Below are 20184 nucleotides of genomic sequence, written 5' to 3' on the forward strand. Positions count from 1 at the left end.
CCATGTTCCAACCCGTCAAAGTCGGCTTCGGCCATTATATGGGCAGGTTCTACGCCTCACTGGTCGCCACGACCCAGCCGATGACCGAATACCTGGAGCGCGGCGTTGCCAAAAGCATCGCCTGGGCGCCGTCGCGTATGAGCGATGCCGCCGAAGTAATGTTGGCGGCCTGGCAGCGTAACGATACCGACAGCGCGCCGACACAGCCAGCCAAGCTACCGGTCATCTTGGTGGCAATGGACCAGAGCCACACGCCGACCGGGCGCGAGTTTGCAAGACAGATCGCCGACTCGATGAAGGTCATTATGCCCGGCGACACCAAACAGCGCCTATTCGGCTTGCGGACTGTATTCGGCGACATCCGCACTCAACTGGTGTTCGCGGCGGCTGATGAGCCGACGGCGCGGTCCCTGGCGGCGCAATTCCTCAGCTTCATTGACGCGGTACCGAATCGCCGGTTTGGCTATTCGACCACGTTTGCCGGCGTTAGCGAAGACTGGGTAGCGACCATAGAATCGCCGGACATTCCGGCCGTCGCGATTCGTACCGGCATGAAGAACGTGGTCATGCTGGCGGTGGACATCACAATCAAAGCCCAAATACCGCTCTACGACGCCCCCAAGGCCGGCGAGCCGAACGACGGCAAAGGCGTACCCGGTACCGACGATCCGGCCGGCTATCCGGTGGTGATAGAGGTTGATTTCGACGACAAAGCTCTGAACCTCCAGCAAGCGGTTACCGCCATCAGTCCGTAGCCAAAATGGCGAAGCTAACTAAAGATCAATGGCACGATGCCAGGGAAATCTGGGAATGCGATCCAAGAGACGGCTTCGATTGGCTTTCCAATCATCTTGGCAATGTTGTTTCTAGGCAAGCGATCAGCAAGTCCGCAAAGCAACAGGGGTGGGCGAAAAGACCGGGGCAAGTTGCGCAACTAAAATCGAAAAGTTGCGCAACTATTCAAGAGGTAGCGCAACCAGCGCCAAAGCCAATTCCAAATCAAAAGCAACAGCCGGCGAAGAAGCCGGAAGCTGTTCAGGAACCGGAATGGGAAGAGGTTGATGAAGCGGAATCCAGACGGACCGGTCGCCCCAGTATGTATATGCCTCATTTTGATAGGCAGGCTTACCAGCTCTGTTTGTTGGGGGCAACCGATAGCCACCTCGCCGAGTTCTTCATGGTGACGGAGCAAACTATCAACAACTGGAAGAAGGTACATGTCACCTTTTTTGAGTCCATTAGGGACGGCAAGATGCTGGCCGATGCCGGCATGGCCGAGCGGCTATATCAGCGCGGTATGGGCTACTCATGCCCGGACACACACGTAGCCGTCATCAATAACAAAATCGTCCTGACGGAACTAGTCAAGCATTACCCGCCTGATACAAAAGCCGCGTTTCTGTGGCTCAAAAACAGACAGCCAACGCTGTGGCGCGACAAGGTGGAAGTCAAGTCGGAGGTGTCAATAACGCCTATCCCGTGGGATGAATTGCGGGAAATAACCAAAGCCTCGGTTGCCGAAGCCGAGCGCAAGCACCAAGAGCTATTGGCTACCAGATATGCCGCCTTTGGGCTAAAGCGGGAAGAGTTCGATAACGACTGATTTATGGCGAAGGAGACTTTAGTCGAAGACCCGCGATGGCTGGGTTTTTGCCAGGAATACCAGGGCGATATTGTTCGTTTCGCGATCGAGGTCTGTGGATATACGCTGTCGAGCCAACAGATCAGGCTGTTGCGATCCGTCGCCAGGAGCAGGTCTCGCGTTTCCGTATCATCAGGTCATGGTACCGGCAAGACAAAATCGCTGTCCATCATTGTTCTGTGGCATCTACTGTGCCTGCCGAAATCGGTCATGCTGATTACGGCAAACGACATGGACCAGTTGAATGCAACATTATGGAAAGAAGTTGCGATCACGGTCGAGAGAATAGGGATTGGCTATTTTAGCTGGCTATACCCTCACATTTTCATAGGCGCCGACAACCACTGCCACGTCGTCGGCTATGACGATCAGTGGTTCGTTGAGAGCAAGACCGCCAACGCCAAGACCGCTAACAAAATGGCCGGTCGTCATGGCGAAAACTTCATGGTAATTGTCGACGAAGGCTCGACGGTGCCGGATGAGGTATTCAACACGCTGACCGGCGCGTTGACTGAAGAGCATAACCGGATGGTGATAACCAGCCAGTACACTCGGCTGTCCGGATACTTCCACCGCACGCAAACCGAATTGGCGTTGACAAACGGCGGCTCTTGGGACGCCATGACGTTTTCGTCTGTCGAGTCCCCGTGGGTTTCCGACGTGGACTTGGCCGAAAAGCTACGCGACTACGACGAAGACGAAAAGCGGGTCAGGCTGTTTGGATTGCCGCCAGAGGATTCATCAAAGTTCTTGTTGTCTTTGAAGTTCGCGAATGCGATGTACAGCTACGGCAGGATCATTGGCGATGACGAGCCGTATGGCTGGGTGGTGTCGTCGGACGTTGCGCTCGGCGAAGGGTTGCGCGATAAGTCGAGCATTGGTGTTGCCAGGGTGATTGGCTACGGCGACCGAGGGGACAATCCACGGCGAGTCGAACTGATACAGATACCTCTATACACGAACAAAGTGAAATCCTCGAAATTGGCGCCGAGAATAATCGAATCCGGCGCCGATCTACCGAACCCTACCTATGTCGTTGACAAAGGCGGCATTGGCGGAACGGTATGCCAGCAAATCGAAGAGCAGGGCCAGGTATTGAAGCCGGTAGTTTGGGGAAAGCCATGCTGGCAAAAAGAAAATAATGATCGCTACCAAAACTTGCGAGCTCAAGCCATGCACCATGCGGCATTGGCGGCTAAAACCGGCAGGCTGTCGATACTGACCCCAGATTTTCGTCGGCAGATGGTTGCCGAAGCATCAGGGGTTCCAAAGGATCACACCGGAAATTTTCGGCTAAAAATTCCCGAAAAGGGATCGCCCGCATGGGAGGGACGCGGAAGCCCCGACTTGTGGGATATGGTTTGCTTTCTTTTCATGGAAGGGGTCGATTACATGGTTTCCGAAAACGCCGGGGCGAATACCGGTAGCGTAGTTGCCGCCGCCGTCGCTGCCGCAAGTGATATGTTCGCCGGCGTGGATTAACCGGAAAACGCCACCCCTATGCAAGCACTCAGCGATCCGACCGCAAATCGTGACCCCGACGCCAGTCTTACGTCCCGTCTAATGCGATAATTCCGACGTCAAACTTAGCAGATTCCAAGGGCGGGAAAATGGGAATACAGGATAGAGACTACTACCGGGAAAAACACCGACAAGCCTCGCAGCCTAAACCCGGAGGTGCTCGGTTTCTGATATACCCGATCCTGGCGCTTGGTCTACTTTGGTATGGGGCAGACCGGTTCTTGAAGGATCGCCAATTTGGTCTTCAGCCGGCGCCGGTCCCAACAATTATTCAGACCAGCCCCCCGGCACCGGTAACGATTGACCCGGCACCCACCCAACAACGATCCGCGCAACCTCAAACGGGAGGGGCCATCCTTACCGCTGATCGGCAAGGTCACTTTCGCGGTACCGTCGTGATCAATGGCGTGCCGATGCCGTTTATGATCGACACCGGCGCAACCACAACCGTAATCCCAGAGAAATGGGCGCCAGCCGCCAAGCTAGCCCTAGGACGAGTGATTCAAGCCAGCACAGCAGGTGGCGATGTCGCGGAGCGCGAAACCCGAATCGAATCGCTTCAACTCGGCAATGCGCTGATTCAGAATCTCAACGCCCACACCAATCCCTATTTGAACGAAGTTCTGATCGGCATGAACACGCTGAAGCTGTTCAAAATGGTTCAGGAAGGCAACCGGCTTACATTGACCACCATCGGTATACCGGCCAGCCAATCACCGGCCACAAAGCCTTCGGCAACGCTTCCAGGCGCTACGGTCGCCGTGGCCGCATCAGGTACTGAGCAGACGATCAAAAAGCCAACCGTCATCAAGAAATCCGTAACCTGTGACGCCAATAAGGTCTGCAAAACGGTCTATAGCGACCACTGACCTGAGCTTTCCTCATAGCCGCAATCCGTGCCATTTCCCCTGGCTAAGCCGGCGACTGACCAGGGCCTTGTAGTCTTCCGGGGTAGGCGGCTCTTTACGCTGATGCCTTAATCGATTGCAATAAGCGCACGCCGCAACGATATTTGTTCGATCAGCGCTGCCACCTTCAGAGTGAGCCTGCAAGTGTTCGCCAGTGCATTTCAAGCGCATGGCCTTACTGGGCTTTAGTCGATGCGACGATGCGAATTCATCAAGGTTGTTAATCCACATCGGCTGCTCGCAGTAAAAACAGCGGCCGGCTTGGCGGTTGAAAGCGATTAAACGGGGTTTGACGAGGGATTTTCGGCGGCGTGCCATAACAAAGTCTCCAAACTGGTTGAAAGTACCCCCGTTGCCGTGTTTGGCTGAGCGGGGTACCAGTCGGAGTTGTCGAGCTGGCACAACAGGCTTGCTGGCAGCAAAGCCCACGGCCTGATTATACGTTCCTGGGGACGCTATTTTCAAACCGGAAAACGCGCGAATCCGCCTAAAAATCGTCCAACAGAATACAGCCATCACTTTTTAGACCCAAGGAGGTCGTGATGGCGTATCAACCCAGCCCGAACCGAATCGCGGCGCAATCACCCGGTTTTTACCGAATTTGGCATATCACCGGCGACAAAAAGCGCGGAATTGAGCCGATCCTGCCGATAGGCCGCTCAACATTCCTGGATGGGGTGGCCGCCGGCAAATACCCGCAACCGGTTAAGCTTGGCAAACGGACCTCGGCATGGCGCAAGTCCGACATTTTGGCCCTGATCGAAAGCTTCGAGCCTGGCGCCAATATGGGGGCGGCATGAAAGCCAAGGCCAAAACCAACCTCGCGTTGGTCGAAGTACATGGCCGGAAATTGACCACGACCAGCTTGGTGATAGCCGAGCAATTTGGAAGGCCTCATAAAAGCGTTTTACGAAGCTTGGACACGTTGAAAGATCGGCTCAAATTTGTGCCAATCTCCTATAGCGACTCATACGGGCGCGAGCAAAAACTGTATCAGCTCGACGAGCGCGCGTTTTTGATCGCTATGCCATTCATCGGCGGCAAGAAATCTGTGGACGGGCAAATTGCGCTGGTCGATGAATTCATGCGGTTGAAGAAGCTCATCAACGAGCCCGGCCGTAACGCCGAACTGATCGCCAAGCGCAACACCGGGGCGGAAATGACCGACATGTTGCGCTTCATCCGCGAGTCCGCCGGCAAACAGACCGCCGCCAAGCACTTCATCAGCGAGCACATGTTTTGCAATCGCGCCCTGACCGGCAAATGGGCGGCGATCGATGAAACCGAGCTGGACGTGTACGACACTCGCTTAATGGCCGAGATTCGTAAACACAATATGCGCTTGATGACGCGGCATCCCAAACAGGCCGACCGCAAAGAACTGATGGATGTCTTCGTTGCAAATTACCGGGCCAAGCACCCTAGGCCGGCTTTGGCGGCGTGACTATCACCAGCGCCGCTGCGATGTCGATTTTGTCCAGCAAGGCGTCCAGGTCTTCGCCGTCGCTGTTGCCGTCGGCGATGGATTGCAGGGTGTCTATGCTTCCCTGTAGCTCACTTGACTTTTCTTCTGGAAGGGCTATATCCTCTCCGAGGCTGGAAGGGATGCGAGCAGTGTCATCATCCCCAGCAAGTTCAGTAATGTCTGCCCTCGTACTGGAGCCATCCTCTTGTTTTTCAAATGCGGTCAAAAGCCAAGCCTTTGATGCGCCATTCCACCCATCACGGCAATTACCTCGCTATTGTCTACGCTATGGTCATAAAATCAGAAATGTTTCCTCTGTTGTGTACTCGCGTTCCTTGATCTAAAATTCCCTCAAGTTGGCAACTCGCTAAACCGGAAGGATTCGTTCCCCGGTCATTGGAAGTAGTTGCAGGGCAAGCCGCGTCAATCGCGGCTTTGTCTTGTGTGGCGCTATAAAAAACAGCTTCTTGACATTTGTTGAGCTTTATTGATTGCCATACTTCAAGGTAAACTATCGACCAAACTCGACTTACAACGAGACAAATTTGTAAGCAAAGCCTCACGCTAAATGACGCGAGACGAATACTAGATGGGTAGGAGTAAAACAATGGCCGAGTCACTGAAAAGTAACGGTTGCGCTCAGGTTCTGCATTGCTTGGCGAAAAAACATGACGGATATTGGTCGGCTAGATGCTTGGATTTTACCTTGTATGCCGTTGGCGACAGCCTGGAAGAAGCCAAGGCAAAGCTTATCGACCAAATCGATGAATACCTCTATGACGCGATTGAGGGCGACGACAAAGATTACGCTCCAGCCTTGTTATTGCGAAAAGCACCCTGGCAAGATTGGGCAGTCTTCTACATCATCGATTTTCTCCAGCGTTGCCGGTCACTGTCGGAGTGGTTAGGCGAAGCATTTAGCCCGAACATCCCGCACGGTCCGTATCGGCACGCATGAGCGGGCATCACCCGCCGCTTTCTTGCGCCCAAGTCAAAAGTATTCTGAAAAAGCTGGGGTTTGAGCCCCTACCCCAAAAAGGCACGTCTCACGAACACTGGAAGAAGCGGGAAAACGGCCAACTTTTCAAAGTCACTGTCGATTGTCCGAAACAACCGTTTAGCCATGACCTCATCCGATACATGGCACGGCAGGCCGGCGTTACGGTGAAACAGTTCTACGACGCGCTGAGGGATTAAGGGTGAATGGCCGGCTCGAAGTAAAGCTATCGTTTCAAGAAAAACGCGAACTCCAGCGTTTGATCGTTCGGCAAAACCAAGTCATTGCCAGCGACACCGCATAACCGGCTGAAAAGGCCGAGGCCAACAGGATCAAGTCCGAGGCTTTGTTGAAATTAGGTGTTGTCCCGATTGAGCCCGCGAAAAGCTTGTCCAACTTTTAGCCAATCCGACCTCACTTCAAGTATGCCGGGCCGTTTCCAAGTTTTGTCACGGCTTTGTCACAGGGTTTTCCACAGAGATTGGGGATAACATAACAGGTCTAGTCGAACCATCTGGCCAGAAGACGACTGATAAAACCGACCTGTCTTTCGCCATAGCGATCAAGTTGTCCGGAGGCGAAGTAATTCCGGGCCGCAAAGAAACCGCAGATCAGCGCCAGGGCAGTCGCGAGCCATTGGAGCCAATGCACACGCTTAGCAAAGATCGCTTCCACAATTGGCCGAAACATATTGCTTTGAAGCGATTCGAGTTGGTGGTTGATCCATGCCGGCAACAACCAATAAAACACCACGAATTGCACCAGTCCAAGAATCAAGGCACCTTGCCAAGAAAAGCGGTTGGCCATGTAAGCGGTGTCGGACAACAGGCCTCCGGCCATTGATCGGTTCCGGTAATTTCGGCGATAGCGGCGTCTTGGCATAGGATCGACTAATTACACTTTCAAATTAATACCCGTGGTAACGATCATCACTGAAGGCTACCGTGGTAATGGTGGCGCTATACGAGCTAGTTTTGTACTCGTTTTTGCACGCCGTACAGCGCCAATGCCCTTCGCCATTGCCTTGTAGGCGTATTAACTCCTGGTTTTTGTCGTAGCAATGTTGGCAGTACGGGCCGTCTTTCTCGTTACCGTCTACTCGCCAGTAATATGGGCTTTCCCACTGAAGTTGGGCTTTGATTTTGAGCTTTTCTTGAAGCGCACGGACTTCCCCGTCCTTGCCAATTAAAAGCTGCTGCATATCTATTATTTCGGACTTCGCGTCGACCAAGGCTGAAATAATTTCGACCAAGCGCTGCTTTGCCTCCACTTTTTCAAGGGAATCATCGCTATTTTTTAGCAAATTAGCGATTTCGATAGCGGTTTTAATAGTTGTCACAATGGCTGGTGCCGAACCTAAATCCATTCGAATCCTCTCAAAGATAAGTGTTTGGCGCATATCATCGGCCACATTGCGTATCTAAGCAATATCTTCATTCTCTTTGATGGTTTAAGAATTTCCTTGACATCTCCGTCGCCCCAGTAGCAGAATGTTTTCGACCCCGGCGCACCGGGGGCGGGATTGAGACCCCGTTTTTATCAGTGGCGATGAAAAGCGCCGCATACCCTTGCGGCTTTTTTGTGCCCGTCATATCAGTACGGCAGTGCTGTACGAATTCGTTATGGCGTGGTTATTTGGGCAGCCTTACGGCTGGCCGCCCCACTGAGCGGTAGTCTCAACCCACTTAACCACGTCGCCCAACGATTGAGACCAATGGGCGGCGGTTACTTACTTTTCAGTGGAGAACCGACATGCACACCCCAACCACGGGCAAAATCCGCCCAAATTCAATTGATTTCAGCCATCGCATTTTCGACATTGGCGGGAACGCCGATATAGTCTGCTCAATAGAGGAAATCGCCGGCAGAGCCGAAGCGGTTATCGGCACAGTGCAAGCGCTTTGCATAGCCGGCGAAGACGAAAACGGGCTCGGCAAGATTAATCGCATCAACCCGGAAACCGTCTACTTTGCGCTGGATAGCGCGCTAAAGGACCTCAGAGACATTAAAGCGATTGTCTTGGCCTGGACCGACGCCACCGATACCGTTGGAGATGCAGCATGAACAATCCAACACTCGCCCGCGCCCCCGTTGACGCTCTGCTACAGCAACTTTTCGATTTTGACACCGAACGCCAAGCCGCGACCGAGGCCGGCATTCCGGCGTTGATCCGTCTGGCCGAAGTGGCCGATCGCGATACCGGCCAAGCCAATACCGTGCGCTGCTTTCTGCTTGGCCTGTATAACGGCTACCACTTCCCTTTCAATCTGGTTCGGCTTCGGGGCTTGGACAAAGTCCTGTTCGATGACTGCATGGCCGTGCTGACGCTGGACGCCCGAGCCACCGCGAAGGAGATTCACCAGTATCTAGGCGATGGCGGCGACCGCTTTGTTCGCTGGGCGCAAGGCGGTGCAGCATGAGCGCTACCCCAGCAAACACCTTGGACAACGCCTACAACGCCGCGCAGCGCGCAAACGCTATCCTGGCGCTGATATTTGACGGGTTTATCGATAGCATTCCGAACGAGAACGTCCAGACAGCCCTGTATTCAGTGCAGCGCGAGGTCAACGAGGTTCTGGGGATTGTCGAAGCTCTGAACTGGCCGGAAGATCAAGCGCCAGACTCCGATCCCGCAGCCGGCGCCAAAGCCGAGCCGGCCGGAGACTGCGCGCGCTCAAGCGGCGCCGGTCTGTTCGACAAGCTGCTTCGTTTTGCCGAGTCCATCACCGAAGAGGCCGCAGGCATCGACGTTGAATTGAGGCGTTACAGAGAAGGCTTAGCGGCACGGGAAGGTTAATATCGCCGCCATTCGACCGAAGGCGTAGAGGCATAATAAACCTTCCAGAAACCATAAGACGGAAGAAAACAATGGAAATCTTAACCCTGCAACAGGCGGCTGAAATGCTGATGATGCACCCCATCGTCTTGGCCAGAAAAACCAAGTCCGGGGAAATCCCCGGTAAGAAACCGGGTCGGCGCTGGATTTATGTCAAAGAACACCTTGCCGACTGGATCAGCGGCCGTTATCCCGATTCTGAACAAGCGTTGCGAGTCATTGATGGAGCTAAACCAAAGGAGGAAAACCCATGCCCATCTTCCAACGTGGCACCACGTGGTGGATTGACATCACCACGGCAAACGGCGAACGAATACGCCGATCTGCTAAAACTAAAGTCAAAAGAGAAGCCCAAGAACTGCATGACAAGCTCAGGGCGGAGCAATGGCAGGTCTGCAAGCTCGGAAAGAAAGAAGACCGCACCTGGCAAGACGCGGTGATCAAGTGGATTACCGAGCAGGACGGCCACAAGCGCAGCATCGAGACCGATCGCTATCACCTGCGCTGGCTGGACGACCACTTGGGCGGGAAGAAGCTTAGCCAGATCGACAAGCCGCTTCTGGAATCGATCAGAGACGCCAAGAAGTCGGAGGGGTCAAGCAATGCGACGGCGAATCGGGTCTTGTCGCTGATCCGGGCGATATTGAACCGGGCCAAGAACGAGTGGGATTGGCTCGATACTGTGCCGGTGTTTCGGTTCTTGCCTGAGCCAAAGGAGCGAATCCGATGGTTGACGCACGAAGAGGCCGCCGCCGTCATCGCCGAGCTTCCGGAGCATCTGGCGGCGATGGCTAGGTTCGCGCTGGCGACCTCACCGGTTTATTGTGGAGACAGGTCGATTTGCGGCGAGAGTGCGCCTGGATCGAATCTCATCAGGCCAAGGCCGGAAAGCCGATTGCGGTACCGCTCAATTCCGATGCTATGGCGATCTTGCGAAACCAGCAAGGCCAGCACCGGGACTACGTGTTCGTCTACGAAGGCGAGCCCGTAAAGAAGGCCGGCGGGAATGCGTGGCGAAAGGCGCTGGTTCGGGCCGGCATTGAAGATTTTCGCTGGCACGACCTTCGTCACACGTGGGCCAGTTGGCATATTCAGGCCGGGACGCCGTTGGACGTGTTACAAAAGCTTGGCGGATGGGCGAGCTACGACATGGTTCTAAGATACGCGCATCTATCGAGCGAGCATCTCAAGCCATACGCTGGCAACTCAAAAATGATTTCCCTCGATATTGTGGAATTCGCAAAACTCAAAATAGCTAGTTGAATTAGGTCTCAGTCTAGCAATCAATCTCGAGCCGGCCCGGCACCGGCTTTTTTCGATGCAAACTCGCGGCCACGCTGCAGCGGACAGCTCCGCCAAAAACGGTAGTATTCCATTGCTACATCGTGATCTATTTGGTTCAATACCATAGACAAATCACCGATAGTTCCAACTTAGAGCGCATTAATGACCACTGCGGAAAGAGTTTCATTACTTGTTTCAATTACGGCCGCAATTATTTCTTTCGGCGCATTGTATTTTCAATTCTTTTGGTCCCACGATGAATTGTTGGTTGATTGGACTTATTCGGTGAGGGGGTCGCCAGAGATGAAATACCAAGGGCCATCGGTAGAAAGCATATACGGGCAAATCGAGCTATCTGTAAGCCCAGATATGGTATTCGTGAACGGAGGCAACCGTTCCGTAGCCATCACTGATATTCAATGGATCGTCCTGTTCAACCAGGAGACTCAAGTCACTAATCTGTGGAATCATGGTCATAATCCTCCACTGTCGGCTTGCTCAGTTGGCGCTGGTGGTTCATCACAGTCTTGGGGTCAATTGGAAATCAATGGAAAGTCGAGCGACGCAAGCACTATTATCGTAAAGCCAGGCGAAATTACTGCGTTTCGAGTTAATTTTCAACCTTTGGTAGAGCAGACTGATATAAATTGGAAATCAGATTCAAAGGTTACAACGTGTTTCAAAGTTGATTTACTCAATGGGGATGGTAAGAGGCTCACAAAATACCTTCCCGCTGCAATTATAAAAGTAGGTAGCGCCCTCGGCGAGGAGCGTTCCGGGCCAATTAAGCTTCTCTGAATCCACACATATTCGCTGAAAGCAATCTAAACGGATCGAGCTGACAAGGAATAACCGGAACACCACCCCAAACTCTCCGTGATCCTGCGCTAAACTCAAAGCTCCAAAATCACAGGAGCGATAATGCCCAAGACCAGACAAACACCGCCGCCGGCTCGGCCCGGTTGGTACTACCCGGATTATTTCGTAGCGCAGCGGGCTAAAATCAGGGATCAGCGGCGGGATTCTCAAGGAATAAAGAAACAGGCCTAAGCGAATGCTGCGGCCGGCCCGGTATCTACGATTTTACCTTGGCTAATTGTTTTAAGGGTCGCAACCTTCTGGCGCTTTTATCGGTGGTCTTTTTGATGCCGGGTCCGATGCTGGATCGGCAAAGCGTTTTACGGCTTCATAAACCCACCATGCCCGCGCCGGCCACATGCCATCTTCCAGGCAGATTCTTTTTAGAATTAGATCGGCGGTGCCGCGATGGACATTGCGATCCAGATACTCGTCCCGCATCAATTGATACAAGGCGTCATGCACTAGGGAGCCGCGCATAAATGATGGAGTGTCGATGGTGGGGCCGGATGGCCCATCCCAGGCGTAGCCTTTGCGGATGGTAAGTTGGCCACTGGTGTCCAGGTCAATGTAATCCGACTGGATGAGAGAAGCCGGTTTAATTTCGATAACGACGGCGTAGGTTTCTTTGAGTTGGTATTTATAGCCGTCGTTGTAGGCGATACATCTCATTAGGCTTTCCTCACGAAATTAGTTGCTAACGCCGCCGGCGCGACTCAATGAGCCGCGTTTTCTCGGGGACCCATTGTTCCGAGGCGACTTGTTCTGTGATGGTCCCTTGATGCACCAACTGACACAGACCCAGATAGAGTGCATAGAGGTTAATGATGCCCCTGTCGTCCATGTGTTTTTCCATCAGTTTTTGTAGCGCGTCGTTGCTTTGAGCATTGCAAAGTTCGCCGGGCATGACGGTTTCAATCTCGGTCAGTTTCGAAGTAACGGCCGATTGGGCATTGACTGCGACCAGCAGGAGGGAAAAGGCTAGTTTCTTCATTGTGCGTCCCAATTTCATCGTTAGACGAAACATAGTCCATTTTTATATTTTGACCGACTTGGCGGGGACGTTGCGCCAGCTCAATTCCATTCTGCTCGCTGACGGTTTGGACATGGCTCCGGCAGCGATTTCAGGGGGGACATTCTGGTAACAGTGGACCGAATTCAAGGCGTAAATTTAGGCGCAGTAGTCAAACGACATGAGCCTAAATTGAATCAAACCAAAACAAAACTACTTGAAACTGTGTACATATAAGGAATAAACTACAGTTTCACGTTGTTTCAATTCGTTGGTGAGGCACTTTTAATGCGATGGTCGTGCGTTCGAATCGCACACGACCCACCACCAATTCGATAAGAAAATCAACCAGTTACTGAGAAATCAGAGCTGGTTTTTTTGTGCCTGAAATTTAGGCTTACGCGAGATTTAAGCGACTTGGCATTATGCTCAGTCCAGCTTCGTCGTGACGATGAATCACTGTTTCAGCCGATAGCAGCTTTCATTCAAACCAGACAATTGGGTCACCGATGACAGTAATCGGTGGCAATTGCTTAACTCAGAACCAGCCTTTTACTTGCTAATCTATTTTTAATTCTCGATTGCAAATCACTCCCCTTACATCGAGGATCGTAACGCCTCCCCAAGTTTGGCATTAGCCAATAACAGGCTTACACTTGCTTTCGACATAAGCTTCCATTGGAAAGCGAGCATGGGATGACAAAATCAATGAGCTGGCACCGAATCACGCTATGCCGTCAAGAATATGAATCGGGTGAATTGTACGTCCTTCGGGGAGCGTTCCATGCTGCTTATACCGCCAGAAATGGCCCTGAAGGAATGGCGATGTTCGGCTGCTGGACTGATGATGATTGCTATTTCGTTTATATCTGCATATTCCGATTAAAGCCGCCACCCATTCCGACCGCAAACCCACCAGTGATTCCTGTTCCAAAACAGCCGGTGGCGCCTATACTCAATTTCACTGTGTAATCACTGACGATCTTTCAATCTTGGCGCTCCCACACATTGCCAACCCGTTCCTCTAGACAAATGCCGCAACGCAGACTAGATTTGCCCGGTCTTTTCGCAGAACGGGCTTGCCGTTAGCGACAAAGTTCGAATTTACCAACCTGTATTTCATTCGCCTCTAGTCAAGGATGCCCGTGTTCGATTTGCGATTCGTCAGCTCCGTCAGTGTACTCAGTGTTTTCCCACTGATAAACGTGCCAGTTCTAACCGGCTACTCGCAATGACATCAGCGAATCCAAACTCTCCAGGCCTGGACACCGGACTAGCCGCGTTATTAATGATGGCCGCCTTCCACGGCGTGGCCGCCGACGAAGCGGCGTTGCGCCACGAGTTTGGGCCGATGTTGGTGGCGGATCGCGAGGGGCGTTACCGTTTCGACCACCGAGCCTTGCAATTGGCCGCACAACGGGTGGGCTTGACCGCCCAGTTGCGCCGGCAAGACCCGCAACGTTTAGCGTTAGCGCCGTTGCCGGCAATGGCGAAGGACATCGACGGCCGCTACTTCATCCTGGCCAAATTCGATGCCGGGGTGCCGGCGCCCGTGGTTTCGGCTCCGGGCGGCCAGCCGGCCGGCAATCAGCGCACGCCAAACGCCGACGCCAATGTCCTGATCCAGCGCCCCGGCGAACCGCCAACGGTGTTGACGTTGGCCGAGTTGCTGGCCTGCTGGACTGGCGAGCTGCTGTTTTTCACTTCCAAGGCCAGCTATGCCGGCGAGGCCGCGCAATTCGATTTCACCTGGTTCATTCCCGCCCTGATCAAGTACCGCAAGCTGTTCGGCGAAGTGCTGTTGATTTCGCTGGTGTTGCAACTGATAGGCCTGGTCACGCCGCTGTTTTTCCAAGTGGTGATGGACAAGGTGCTGGTCAACCACGCGATGAAGACCTTGAACGTGATTGCGATCGGCTTAATCGGCGCGATGCTGTTCGAAGCCGCCTTGTCCGGCATCCGCACTTGGGTGTTCGCTCATACCAGCAGTAAGATCGACGTGGAACTGGGCGCCCGCTTGTTCAAGCATTTGCTGGCCCTGCCGACCGCTTATTTTCAGGCGCGCCGGGTCGGCGATTCGGTCGCCAGAGTCCGCGAGCTGGAGAATATCCGTTCGTTTCTGACCGGTAATGCCATCACCTTGCTGCTGGATTTGCTGTTCTCGGTGATATTCATCGGCGTGATGCTGTACTACAGCCCGTGGCTGACCCTGATCGTCGTGGTATCGATACCGCTGTATATCTTGTTGTCGGTGGCGTTCACCCCGGTGATTCGGGCTCGACTCGACGAGAAATTCAACCGTGGCGCCGAAAGTCAGGCCTTTTTGGTCGAAACCATCAGCGGTATCGACACGGTCAAGGCGATGGCGGTCGAACCGCGTTGGACCCTGCACTGGGAGAAACAACTGGCCGCTTACGTGTCCGCCGGCCTGGCGGTGACGCAGGCGGCGACCTTGGCCGGCGGCGGCGTCAACCTGATCAGCAAACTGGTGACCGCCGCCATCATGTGGCTGGGCGCCACGCTGGTGGTCGACGGCCAACTGACCGTCGGCGAACTGGTGGCCTTCAACATGCTGTCCGGGCAGGTCTCGGCGCCGATCTTACGGTTGGCGCAGCTGTGGAACGACTTTCAACAAGTCGGCATCTCGATGCGCCGCCTGGGCGATATTCTCAACACCCGTAGCGAAATCATGGGCCAAAAGACCCGATTACCGCGCATTGCCGGCGCCATCGAATTCGACCAAGTCTCGTTTCGCTACCGGCCGGATGCGCCGGACGTGATTCGCGCAGTGAATTTAAACATCGCGCCGGGCGAAGTGATCGGCATCGTCGGCCGCTCCGGTTCCGGCAAAAGCACCTTGACCAAACTGGTGCAGCGTCTGTTCGTGCCGGACCGCGGCCGGGTACTGATCGACGGCCACGACATCGGCATTATCGACACCGCCTCGCTACGCCAGCAAATCGGCGTGGTGTTGCAGGAAAACACCTTATTCAACCGCTCGATTCGCGACAACATCGCCCTGGTCAACCCGGCCTTGCCGTTCGAAGCCGTCATCGAAGCCGCCAAACTGGCCGGCGCCCACGAGTTCATCTGCGAATTGTCGGAAGGCTACGACACCCTGGTCGGCGAACACGGTACCGGTTTGTCCGGCGGTCAGCGCCAGCGCATCGCCATTGCCCGAGCGCTGATCGGCAATCCGCGGATTTTGATCTTCGACGAAGCCACCAGCGCCTTGGACTACGAATCGGAAAAAGTCATTCAGGACAATATGCGCCGCATCTGCCAGGGCCGTACCGTATTGATCATCGCTCACCGCTTGTCGGCGGTGCGCGACGCCAGCCGTATCGTGGTCATGGAACGCGGCCAGATTGCCGAGACCGGCCGGCATCAAGAGCTACTGCAAGTACCGAACGGCATCTACGCCCACTTGTACCAACTGCAGCAGGCCGGGGCATGAGCCTGCGCCACCGATTGCAAGCCTACGCCGAACTGTGGGGCCGTTACCGCGACACCTTCCGTTACTTCTGGCAACGGCGCCGAGAGCTGGATCGCCCGCCACTCTCGAACGACGAAGCCGAGTTTCTGCCGGCGGCCCTAGCCTTGCAGGCCAAACCGGTCTCGCCCTTGGGCCGCGGCGTGGCCTGGCTGTTGATGGCGTTGGTCGCCGCGACGCTGGCCTGGGCCTGTCTGGGCGAAGTGGACATCATCGTCAACGCCGCCGGCAAGATCATCCCCAGCGCCCGTACCAAGACCATCGCCTCGCTCGATACCGCCAGCGTCGCGGCGATTTACGTGCGCGAAGGCCAGTTCGTCAAGCAAGGCGACCCGTTACTGGACCTGGACAGCAGCGCCTTCGACGCCGAACGCGACAAGGCCAGGGCCAACTATATCGAAGCCCGCTTGCAGGAGGCGCGGGCCGAGGCCTTGATCGACGCCATCGATCATGGCAAGGCGCCGGCCTTCGCCTGTCCCGCCGAGGTACCCGCGGCCAAGTACCAAGCCGCGTTGGCGCATTTGGCGGGCCAATACCGCGACTTCATCGCCAAGCGGCAGCGCCTGGACGGCGATATCGCCCGTTACGCAGTGGCGCTGCCGCTGGCCGCGCAACAAGCTCGGGACTTCCAGGCCTTGGCCGAGGCCCACGACGTCGCCCCGCACGCCTACCTGGAAAAGGAACAGGCGCGTATCGAGCTGCAAGGCCAACTCGACAGCGCCAAAAACCAGCGCGCCGCGCTGATCGCCGAGACCCGCAAATTGGCCTTCGACGAACGCACCCAAGCCGGCAAACTGGCCAGCGACGCCGAGCAGGACGCCGCCCGCGCCGACGCCCACGGCCGATTATTGAAACTGAGCGCCCCGGTGGCCGGCACCGTGCTGCAATTGGCGGCGCATACTGTCGGCGGCGTGGTCGCGGCGGCCCAGCCTCTGCTGCAATTGGTGCCGCAAGACAGTACGGTCGAAGTCGAAGCCACCCTGGAAAACAAAGACATCGGCTTCGTGCGGGAAGGCCAACGCGCCGAAGTCAAGATCGACGCCTTCCCCTATACCAAATACGGCACCGTCACTGGCCAGGTGGCCCACGTGTCGCGCGATGCGATTCAAGACGAGAAGAAAGGTTTGATCTACAGCGTGCGTATCGCCCTCGACCAAGCCACGTTGGCGGTAGACGGCCACGAGGCACTGCTGTCGCCAGGTCTGTCGATCCAGGCCGACATCAAAACCGGCCGGCGCCGGGTGATCGAATACGTGTTGACGCCGTTGTTGCAACACGGCCGGGAAAGCTTACGTGAGCGTTAACGCCAAAACGGTGCGAACAGCGTGCCGCCCTGGCCGTTCGGCCACGGCACTGGCGCTGAGTGTGGCGCTGGGCCTAATGCCCGAGTTGGCCCTAAGTGTTGATCTATCCCCCGTACCCAACATTCCCGACGTGCTCGACGATCCGCTCAATACCCGACCGCCAGTGCTGACGCAGGGCGCGGTGTTGCCGGGCGACCGGCAAAGCATCGTCTGTCCGGTTGAAAAAGACTTCGCAACGCCGTTGCTGCTGGACGACGCGGTCGATCTGGCGCTATGCAATCATCCGCAAGCCCAAGCCGCCTGGGCCGAACTCAAAATCCAGGCCGCCAATCTCGGCGTGGCCAAGGCCGGATATTGGCCGACCGTGAACGCGGCCGTCAACCATCTGAACAGTTATTACCAATATCCGGATTCATCCATCCCCTCGAGCGAGACCGACGGCTTTACCTTATACGGCAATCTGAGTTGGCGCTTGTTCGACTTCGGTGGCCGCGCGGCCAATCTGGCCGCCGCCAACTGGCTATTGACCCAAGCGCTGGCCAATCAAGACGCGGTGTTTCAACGCATCCTGGACGGCGTGATTCAAGCCTATTTCGACGCCCAAACCGCCAACGCCCATCGGCGGGCCAAGACCGATAGCGAGGCCCTGGCCGGCCAGACCCTGACGAGCGCCCGCCGCCGCGAGGCCTGCGGCGTCAGCGGCCGTAGCGATACCCTACAAGCCGAAACCGCCCTGGCCAAGGCGGCATTGGGACGCAGCCGGGCCGACGGCGACTACCGCAAAGCCTTGGCGGTACTGCGCCAGGCGATGGGTATCGCGCCGGAGACGCTACTGAATTTGCCGGACAACGTCGACACAGCGGTGGCCGGCGAGACGCTGGCCCAAGACGGCCGCGATTTGCAAACCTGGCTGGCCGAAGCCCAGCGCCGCCATCCGGCCATCGTCGCGGCCCAAGCCCAGTGGGAAGCCGCCAAGGAACGTATCGTTCAGGCCCGCGCCGAAGGTTTGCCGACGCTGGACTTTAGCCTGAACGCCTATCAAAACGGCTACCCCAATCAAGCCCTGTCGCAAAACCAAACGAGAGTGGAAACTATCGGTATCAATCTGACCATCCCACTGTTCGAAGGCTTTGTCCGCACCTACAAAATCCGCGGCGCTCAGGCCCAAGCCGAGCAGCGCGCGGCCGAACTGGCCGACACCGAGCGGCAGACCCTGCTGGATGTGGTCAAGGCCCACGCCGAGGCCGAAGCCGCGCTGCGCAACCTCAGCTATTCGGCGACTTGGCTGGAAAGCGCGCAAGCCGCGGTCGACAGCTCCCGGCGGCGTTACGACAAAGGCGCCGCCGACATTCTGGAACTGCTGAATACCCAGACCGCGTTGGCCGACGCCCGTCAGGAACGCCTGCGCACCCTCGCCGACTGGCGAGCGGCCCGCTTGCGCTTGTTCACCAGCAGCGGTTTGTTGGGACGGGACCTGATCGAGCAGGCTGAAGGGCGATACGGAAACGGTCGGCCGGCTATCAGCGCCAAATAGTGATGAACGCCATAGAACGGTATTCGCCGATCCGCCAAACGACGACACACATCGCAAACAACCCAACATCAAGCGCTAAGCTCCGATGAAATGCCTATTCGTCCATCAAAATTTCCCCGGCCAGTATCGCCACTTGGCCGCCCATCTGGCCGCCGATCCCCGCCATCAAGTCGTGTTTATCACCCAACGTTCGGAAGGCGAACTGCCGGGCGTGCGGAAAATGGTCTACCGACCGCACCGGGCACGATCGCACAGCGTTCACCAATATTTGCGGGAAACCGAAACGGCGGTGATCAACGCTCAAAGTGTCGCCCGCATCGCCTTGGACTTAAAACGGGCCGGTTTCGTACCGGATTTGATGCTGAGTCATAACGGCTGGGGCGAAATCTGGTATTTGAAGGAGGTATTCCCGCAATCGCCGCTGCTGGGTTACTTCGAGTTCTTTTACCGGCTGAGCGGCGCCGATGTCGGTTTCGATCCGAACGAGCCGACCGCCTTCGACGACGGACCGCGCTTGCGGACCAAGAATCTGGGTAATTATTTGGCCTTGGATACGGTCGATGCCGGACTCTGTCCCACTCACTGGCAGAAATCGCGCTATCCGACCGGCTACCACGACAAATTGCACGTCATCCACGACGGCATCGACACGAGCATCGTCCGCCCGAATCCGGATGCGGCCTTATCCCTGGCGCAAGCCGGGCTGACGTTGAGCCGGGCCGACGAAGTCGTCACGTACGTGGCCCGCAATCTGGAACCCTATCGCGGTTTTCCCAGCTTCATGCGCAGTCTGCCGGCCGTCCTGGCAGCCCGGCCCCAGGCACTGATCGTGATCGTCGGCGGCGATGAGGTCAGTTACGGCAAGCGCCTGCCGCCGGGGCAGACCTATCGTCAACAGTTACAGGCGGAACTTGGCGACGCCCTGGATGGGCGGCGGGTGCATTTTCTGGGCAAGGTGGCGTATCCGACCTTTCTGAAGATATTGCAACTATCGAGGGTCCACGTCTACCTGACCTATCCCTTCGTGTTGTCCTGGTCGGTGCTGGAAGCGATGGCCGCCGGCTGTCTGGTGGTGGCTTCGAATACCGCGCCGGTGCAAGAAGTGATTTGCGACGGCGATAACGGTTGGTTGGTGGATTTCTTCTCGCCCAGCGAGATTGCCGAACGAGTCATCGAAGGTTTAAAGGCGGGGCCGGAGGGGTTTGCCGCCATGCGGCACAACGCCCGGCAAACGGTGATCGAGCGCTACGATCTCAACACGGTGTGTTTGCCGGCGCAGCTTGGATGGCTGGATCGGTTACGGCGGCGGGATTAACAAGCCCGTCAAAAC

At 55.8% G+C, this 20184-nt stretch carries 24 protein-coding genes; 18 read left to right on the top strand and 6 right to left on the bottom strand.

From position 1 onward, the window contains the following. The first annotated feature begins 2 nt into the window (after positions 1–2). From ACQE3D_RS18010 to ACQE3D_RS18025, 4 genes are all read left to right on the top strand, one after another. Positions 3–755, top strand: coding sequence for a hypothetical protein (locus ACQE3D_RS18010; RefSeq protein ID WP_313729597.1), 753 nt, complete (start codon positions 3–5; stop codon positions 753–755). 5 nt (positions 756–760) lie between these two features. Continuing rightward, positions 761–1603, top strand: coding sequence for a hypothetical protein (locus ACQE3D_RS18015; protein WP_313729596.1), 843 nt, complete (start codon positions 761–763; stop codon positions 1601–1603). A 3-nt stretch (positions 1604–1606) separates the two neighbouring features. Continuing rightward, the gene (locus tag ACQE3D_RS18020) at positions 1607–3124 is read left to right on the top strand and encodes a hypothetical protein (RefSeq protein ID WP_313729595.1); all 1518 of its coding nucleotides are present in this window, start codon (positions 1607–1609) and stop codon (positions 3122–3124) included. Between the two features lie 260 nt (positions 3125–3384). Then, positions 3385–4032 (top strand): retropepsin-like aspartic protease family protein, encoded by a 648-nt coding sequence (locus ACQE3D_RS18025; protein ID WP_313729594.1) that lies wholly within the window; start codon positions 3385–3387, stop codon positions 4030–4032. 12 nt (positions 4033–4044) lie between these two features. On the opposite strand, the gene ACQE3D_RS18030 is transcribed toward ACQE3D_RS18025, so the two are convergent. Continuing rightward, complete coding sequence (locus ACQE3D_RS18030; RefSeq protein ID WP_427500869.1) at positions 4045–4587, bottom strand: HNH endonuclease; 543 nt, start codon at positions 4585–4587, stop codon at positions 4045–4047. 26 nt (positions 4588–4613) lie between these two features. Between ACQE3D_RS18030 and ACQE3D_RS18035 the strand changes: the two genes are divergently transcribed. Together ACQE3D_RS18035 and ACQE3D_RS18040 are read left to right on the top strand one after the other, a co-directional pair. Beyond that, on the top strand, positions 4614–4871 hold the full coding sequence (locus ACQE3D_RS18035) for a helix-turn-helix transcriptional regulator (protein ID WP_313729593.1): 258 nt from the start codon (positions 4614–4616) through the stop codon (positions 4869–4871). Beyond that, a complete protein-coding gene (locus tag ACQE3D_RS18040) occupies positions 4868–5515 on the top strand; it encodes a Rha family transcriptional regulator (protein WP_313729592.1) in 648 nt (215 codons plus the stop codon). The genes ACQE3D_RS18035 and ACQE3D_RS18040 overlap by 4 nt, the downstream gene beginning before the upstream one ends. Here ACQE3D_RS18040 and ACQE3D_RS18045 read toward each other — a convergent pair. Beyond that, on the bottom strand, positions 5493–5762 hold the full coding sequence (locus ACQE3D_RS18045) for a hypothetical protein (RefSeq protein WP_313729591.1): 270 nt from the start codon (positions 5760–5762) through the stop codon (positions 5493–5495). The two genes, ACQE3D_RS18040 and ACQE3D_RS18045, sit on opposite strands and share 23 nt — an antisense overlap. A 381-nt stretch (positions 5763–6143) precedes the next feature. Here ACQE3D_RS18045 and ACQE3D_RS18050 point away from each other — a divergent pair, with 381 nt between their 5' ends. Then, positions 6144–6494, top strand: coding sequence for a type II toxin-antitoxin system HicB family antitoxin (locus tag ACQE3D_RS18050; RefSeq protein ID WP_313729590.1), 351 nt, complete (start codon positions 6144–6146; stop codon positions 6492–6494). Continuing rightward, complete coding sequence (locus ACQE3D_RS18055) at positions 6491–6733, top strand: type II toxin-antitoxin system HicA family toxin (RefSeq protein ID WP_313729589.1); 243 nt, start codon at positions 6491–6493, stop codon at positions 6731–6733. Before ACQE3D_RS18050 ends, ACQE3D_RS18055 begins: the two co-directional genes overlap by 4 nt. Positions 6734–7034: 301 nt before the next feature. Here ACQE3D_RS18055 and ACQE3D_RS18060 read toward each other — a convergent pair whose 3' ends face one another. Both ACQE3D_RS18060 and ACQE3D_RS18065 read right to left on the bottom strand, forming a co-directional pair. After that, on the bottom strand, positions 7035–7373 hold the full coding sequence (locus ACQE3D_RS18060; protein WP_310749026.1) for a hypothetical protein: 339 nt from the start codon (positions 7371–7373) through the stop codon (positions 7035–7037). Between the two features lie 67 nt (positions 7374–7440). Further along, on the bottom strand, positions 7441–7944 hold the full coding sequence (locus tag ACQE3D_RS18065; RefSeq protein ID WP_313729588.1) for a hypothetical protein: 504 nt from the start codon (positions 7942–7944) through the stop codon (positions 7441–7443). A 341-nt stretch (positions 7945–8285) separates the two neighbouring features. Between ACQE3D_RS18065 and ACQE3D_RS18070 the strand changes: the two genes are divergently transcribed. The 6 genes from ACQE3D_RS18070 to ACQE3D_RS18095 all read left to right on the top strand — a co-directional run bounded on the left by ACQE3D_RS18070 (position 8286) and on the right by ACQE3D_RS18095 (position 11451). Next, positions 8286–8597, top strand: a complete 312-nt coding sequence (locus tag ACQE3D_RS18070; RefSeq protein WP_313729587.1) for a hypothetical protein — start codon at positions 8286–8288, stop codon at positions 8595–8597. Next, positions 8594–8953: a DUF7673 family protein gene (locus tag ACQE3D_RS18075; RefSeq protein ID WP_313729586.1), complete on the top strand. Its 360-nt coding sequence runs from the start codon at positions 8594–8596 to the stop codon at positions 8951–8953. The genes ACQE3D_RS18070 and ACQE3D_RS18075 overlap by 4 nt, the downstream gene beginning before the upstream one ends. After that, a complete protein-coding gene (locus ACQE3D_RS18080; RefSeq protein WP_313729585.1) occupies positions 8950–9330 on the top strand; it encodes a hypothetical protein in 381 nt (126 codons plus the stop codon). The genes ACQE3D_RS18075 and ACQE3D_RS18080 overlap by 4 nt, the downstream gene beginning before the upstream one ends. A gap of 71 nt (positions 9331–9401) precedes the next feature. Beyond that, the gene (locus tag ACQE3D_RS18085) at positions 9402–9809 is read left to right on the top strand and encodes a helix-turn-helix domain-containing protein (RefSeq protein WP_313729584.1); all 408 of its coding nucleotides are present in this window, start codon (positions 9402–9404) and stop codon (positions 9807–9809) included. A gap of 400 nt (positions 9810–10209) precedes the next feature. Then, complete coding sequence (locus ACQE3D_RS18090; RefSeq protein ID WP_427551141.1) at positions 10210–10632, top strand: site-specific integrase; 423 nt, start codon at positions 10210–10212, stop codon at positions 10630–10632. 183 nt (positions 10633–10815) lie between these two features. Beyond that, a complete protein-coding gene (locus ACQE3D_RS18095) occupies positions 10816–11451 on the top strand; it encodes a hypothetical protein (RefSeq protein WP_313729582.1) in 636 nt (211 codons plus the stop codon). A gap of 303 nt (positions 11452–11754) precedes the next feature. Here ACQE3D_RS18095 and ACQE3D_RS18100 read toward each other — a convergent pair whose 3' ends face one another. Both ACQE3D_RS18100 and ACQE3D_RS18105 read right to left on the bottom strand, forming a co-directional pair. Then, positions 11755–12183 carry a hypothetical protein gene (locus ACQE3D_RS18100; RefSeq protein ID WP_313729581.1) on the bottom strand — a complete coding sequence of 143 codons (429 nt, stop codon included), beginning with the start codon at positions 12181–12183 and terminating at the stop codon, positions 11755–11757. A 25-nt stretch (positions 12184–12208) separates the two neighbouring features. Beyond that, on the bottom strand, positions 12209–12505 hold the full coding sequence (locus ACQE3D_RS18105) for a hypothetical protein (RefSeq protein WP_313729580.1): 297 nt from the start codon (positions 12503–12505) through the stop codon (positions 12209–12211). A 1249-nt stretch (positions 12506–13754) separates the two neighbouring features. Here ACQE3D_RS18105 and ACQE3D_RS18110 point away from each other — a divergent pair. From ACQE3D_RS18110 to ACQE3D_RS18125, 4 genes are all read left to right on the top strand, one after another. Then, positions 13755–15980 carry a type I secretion system permease/ATPase gene (locus tag ACQE3D_RS18110; protein ID WP_313729579.1) on the top strand — a complete coding sequence of 742 codons (2226 nt, stop codon included), beginning with the start codon at positions 13755–13757 and terminating at the stop codon, positions 15978–15980. Next, on the top strand, positions 15977–17320 hold the full coding sequence (locus tag ACQE3D_RS18115; protein WP_313729578.1) for an HlyD family type I secretion periplasmic adaptor subunit: 1344 nt from the start codon (positions 15977–15979) through the stop codon (positions 17318–17320). Before ACQE3D_RS18110 ends, ACQE3D_RS18115 begins: the two co-directional genes overlap by 4 nt. Then, positions 17310–18854, top strand: a complete 1545-nt coding sequence (locus tag ACQE3D_RS18120) for a TolC family protein (RefSeq protein WP_313729577.1) — start codon at positions 17310–17312, stop codon at positions 18852–18854. The genes ACQE3D_RS18115 and ACQE3D_RS18120 overlap by 11 nt, the downstream gene beginning before the upstream one ends. Positions 18855–18939: 85 nt before the next feature. Then, positions 18940–20169, top strand: a complete 1230-nt coding sequence (locus ACQE3D_RS18125; protein ID WP_313729576.1) for a glycosyltransferase family 4 protein — start codon at positions 18940–18942, stop codon at positions 20167–20169. The last annotated feature ends 15 nt before the right edge of the window (positions 20170–20184 follow it).

This window comes from Methylomonas sp. MS20, assembly GCF_050275925.1.
In the GTDB taxonomy this organism is placed as follows: Bacteria; Pseudomonadota; Gammaproteobacteria; order Methylococcales; family Methylomonadaceae; genus Methylomonas; species Methylomonas koyamae_A.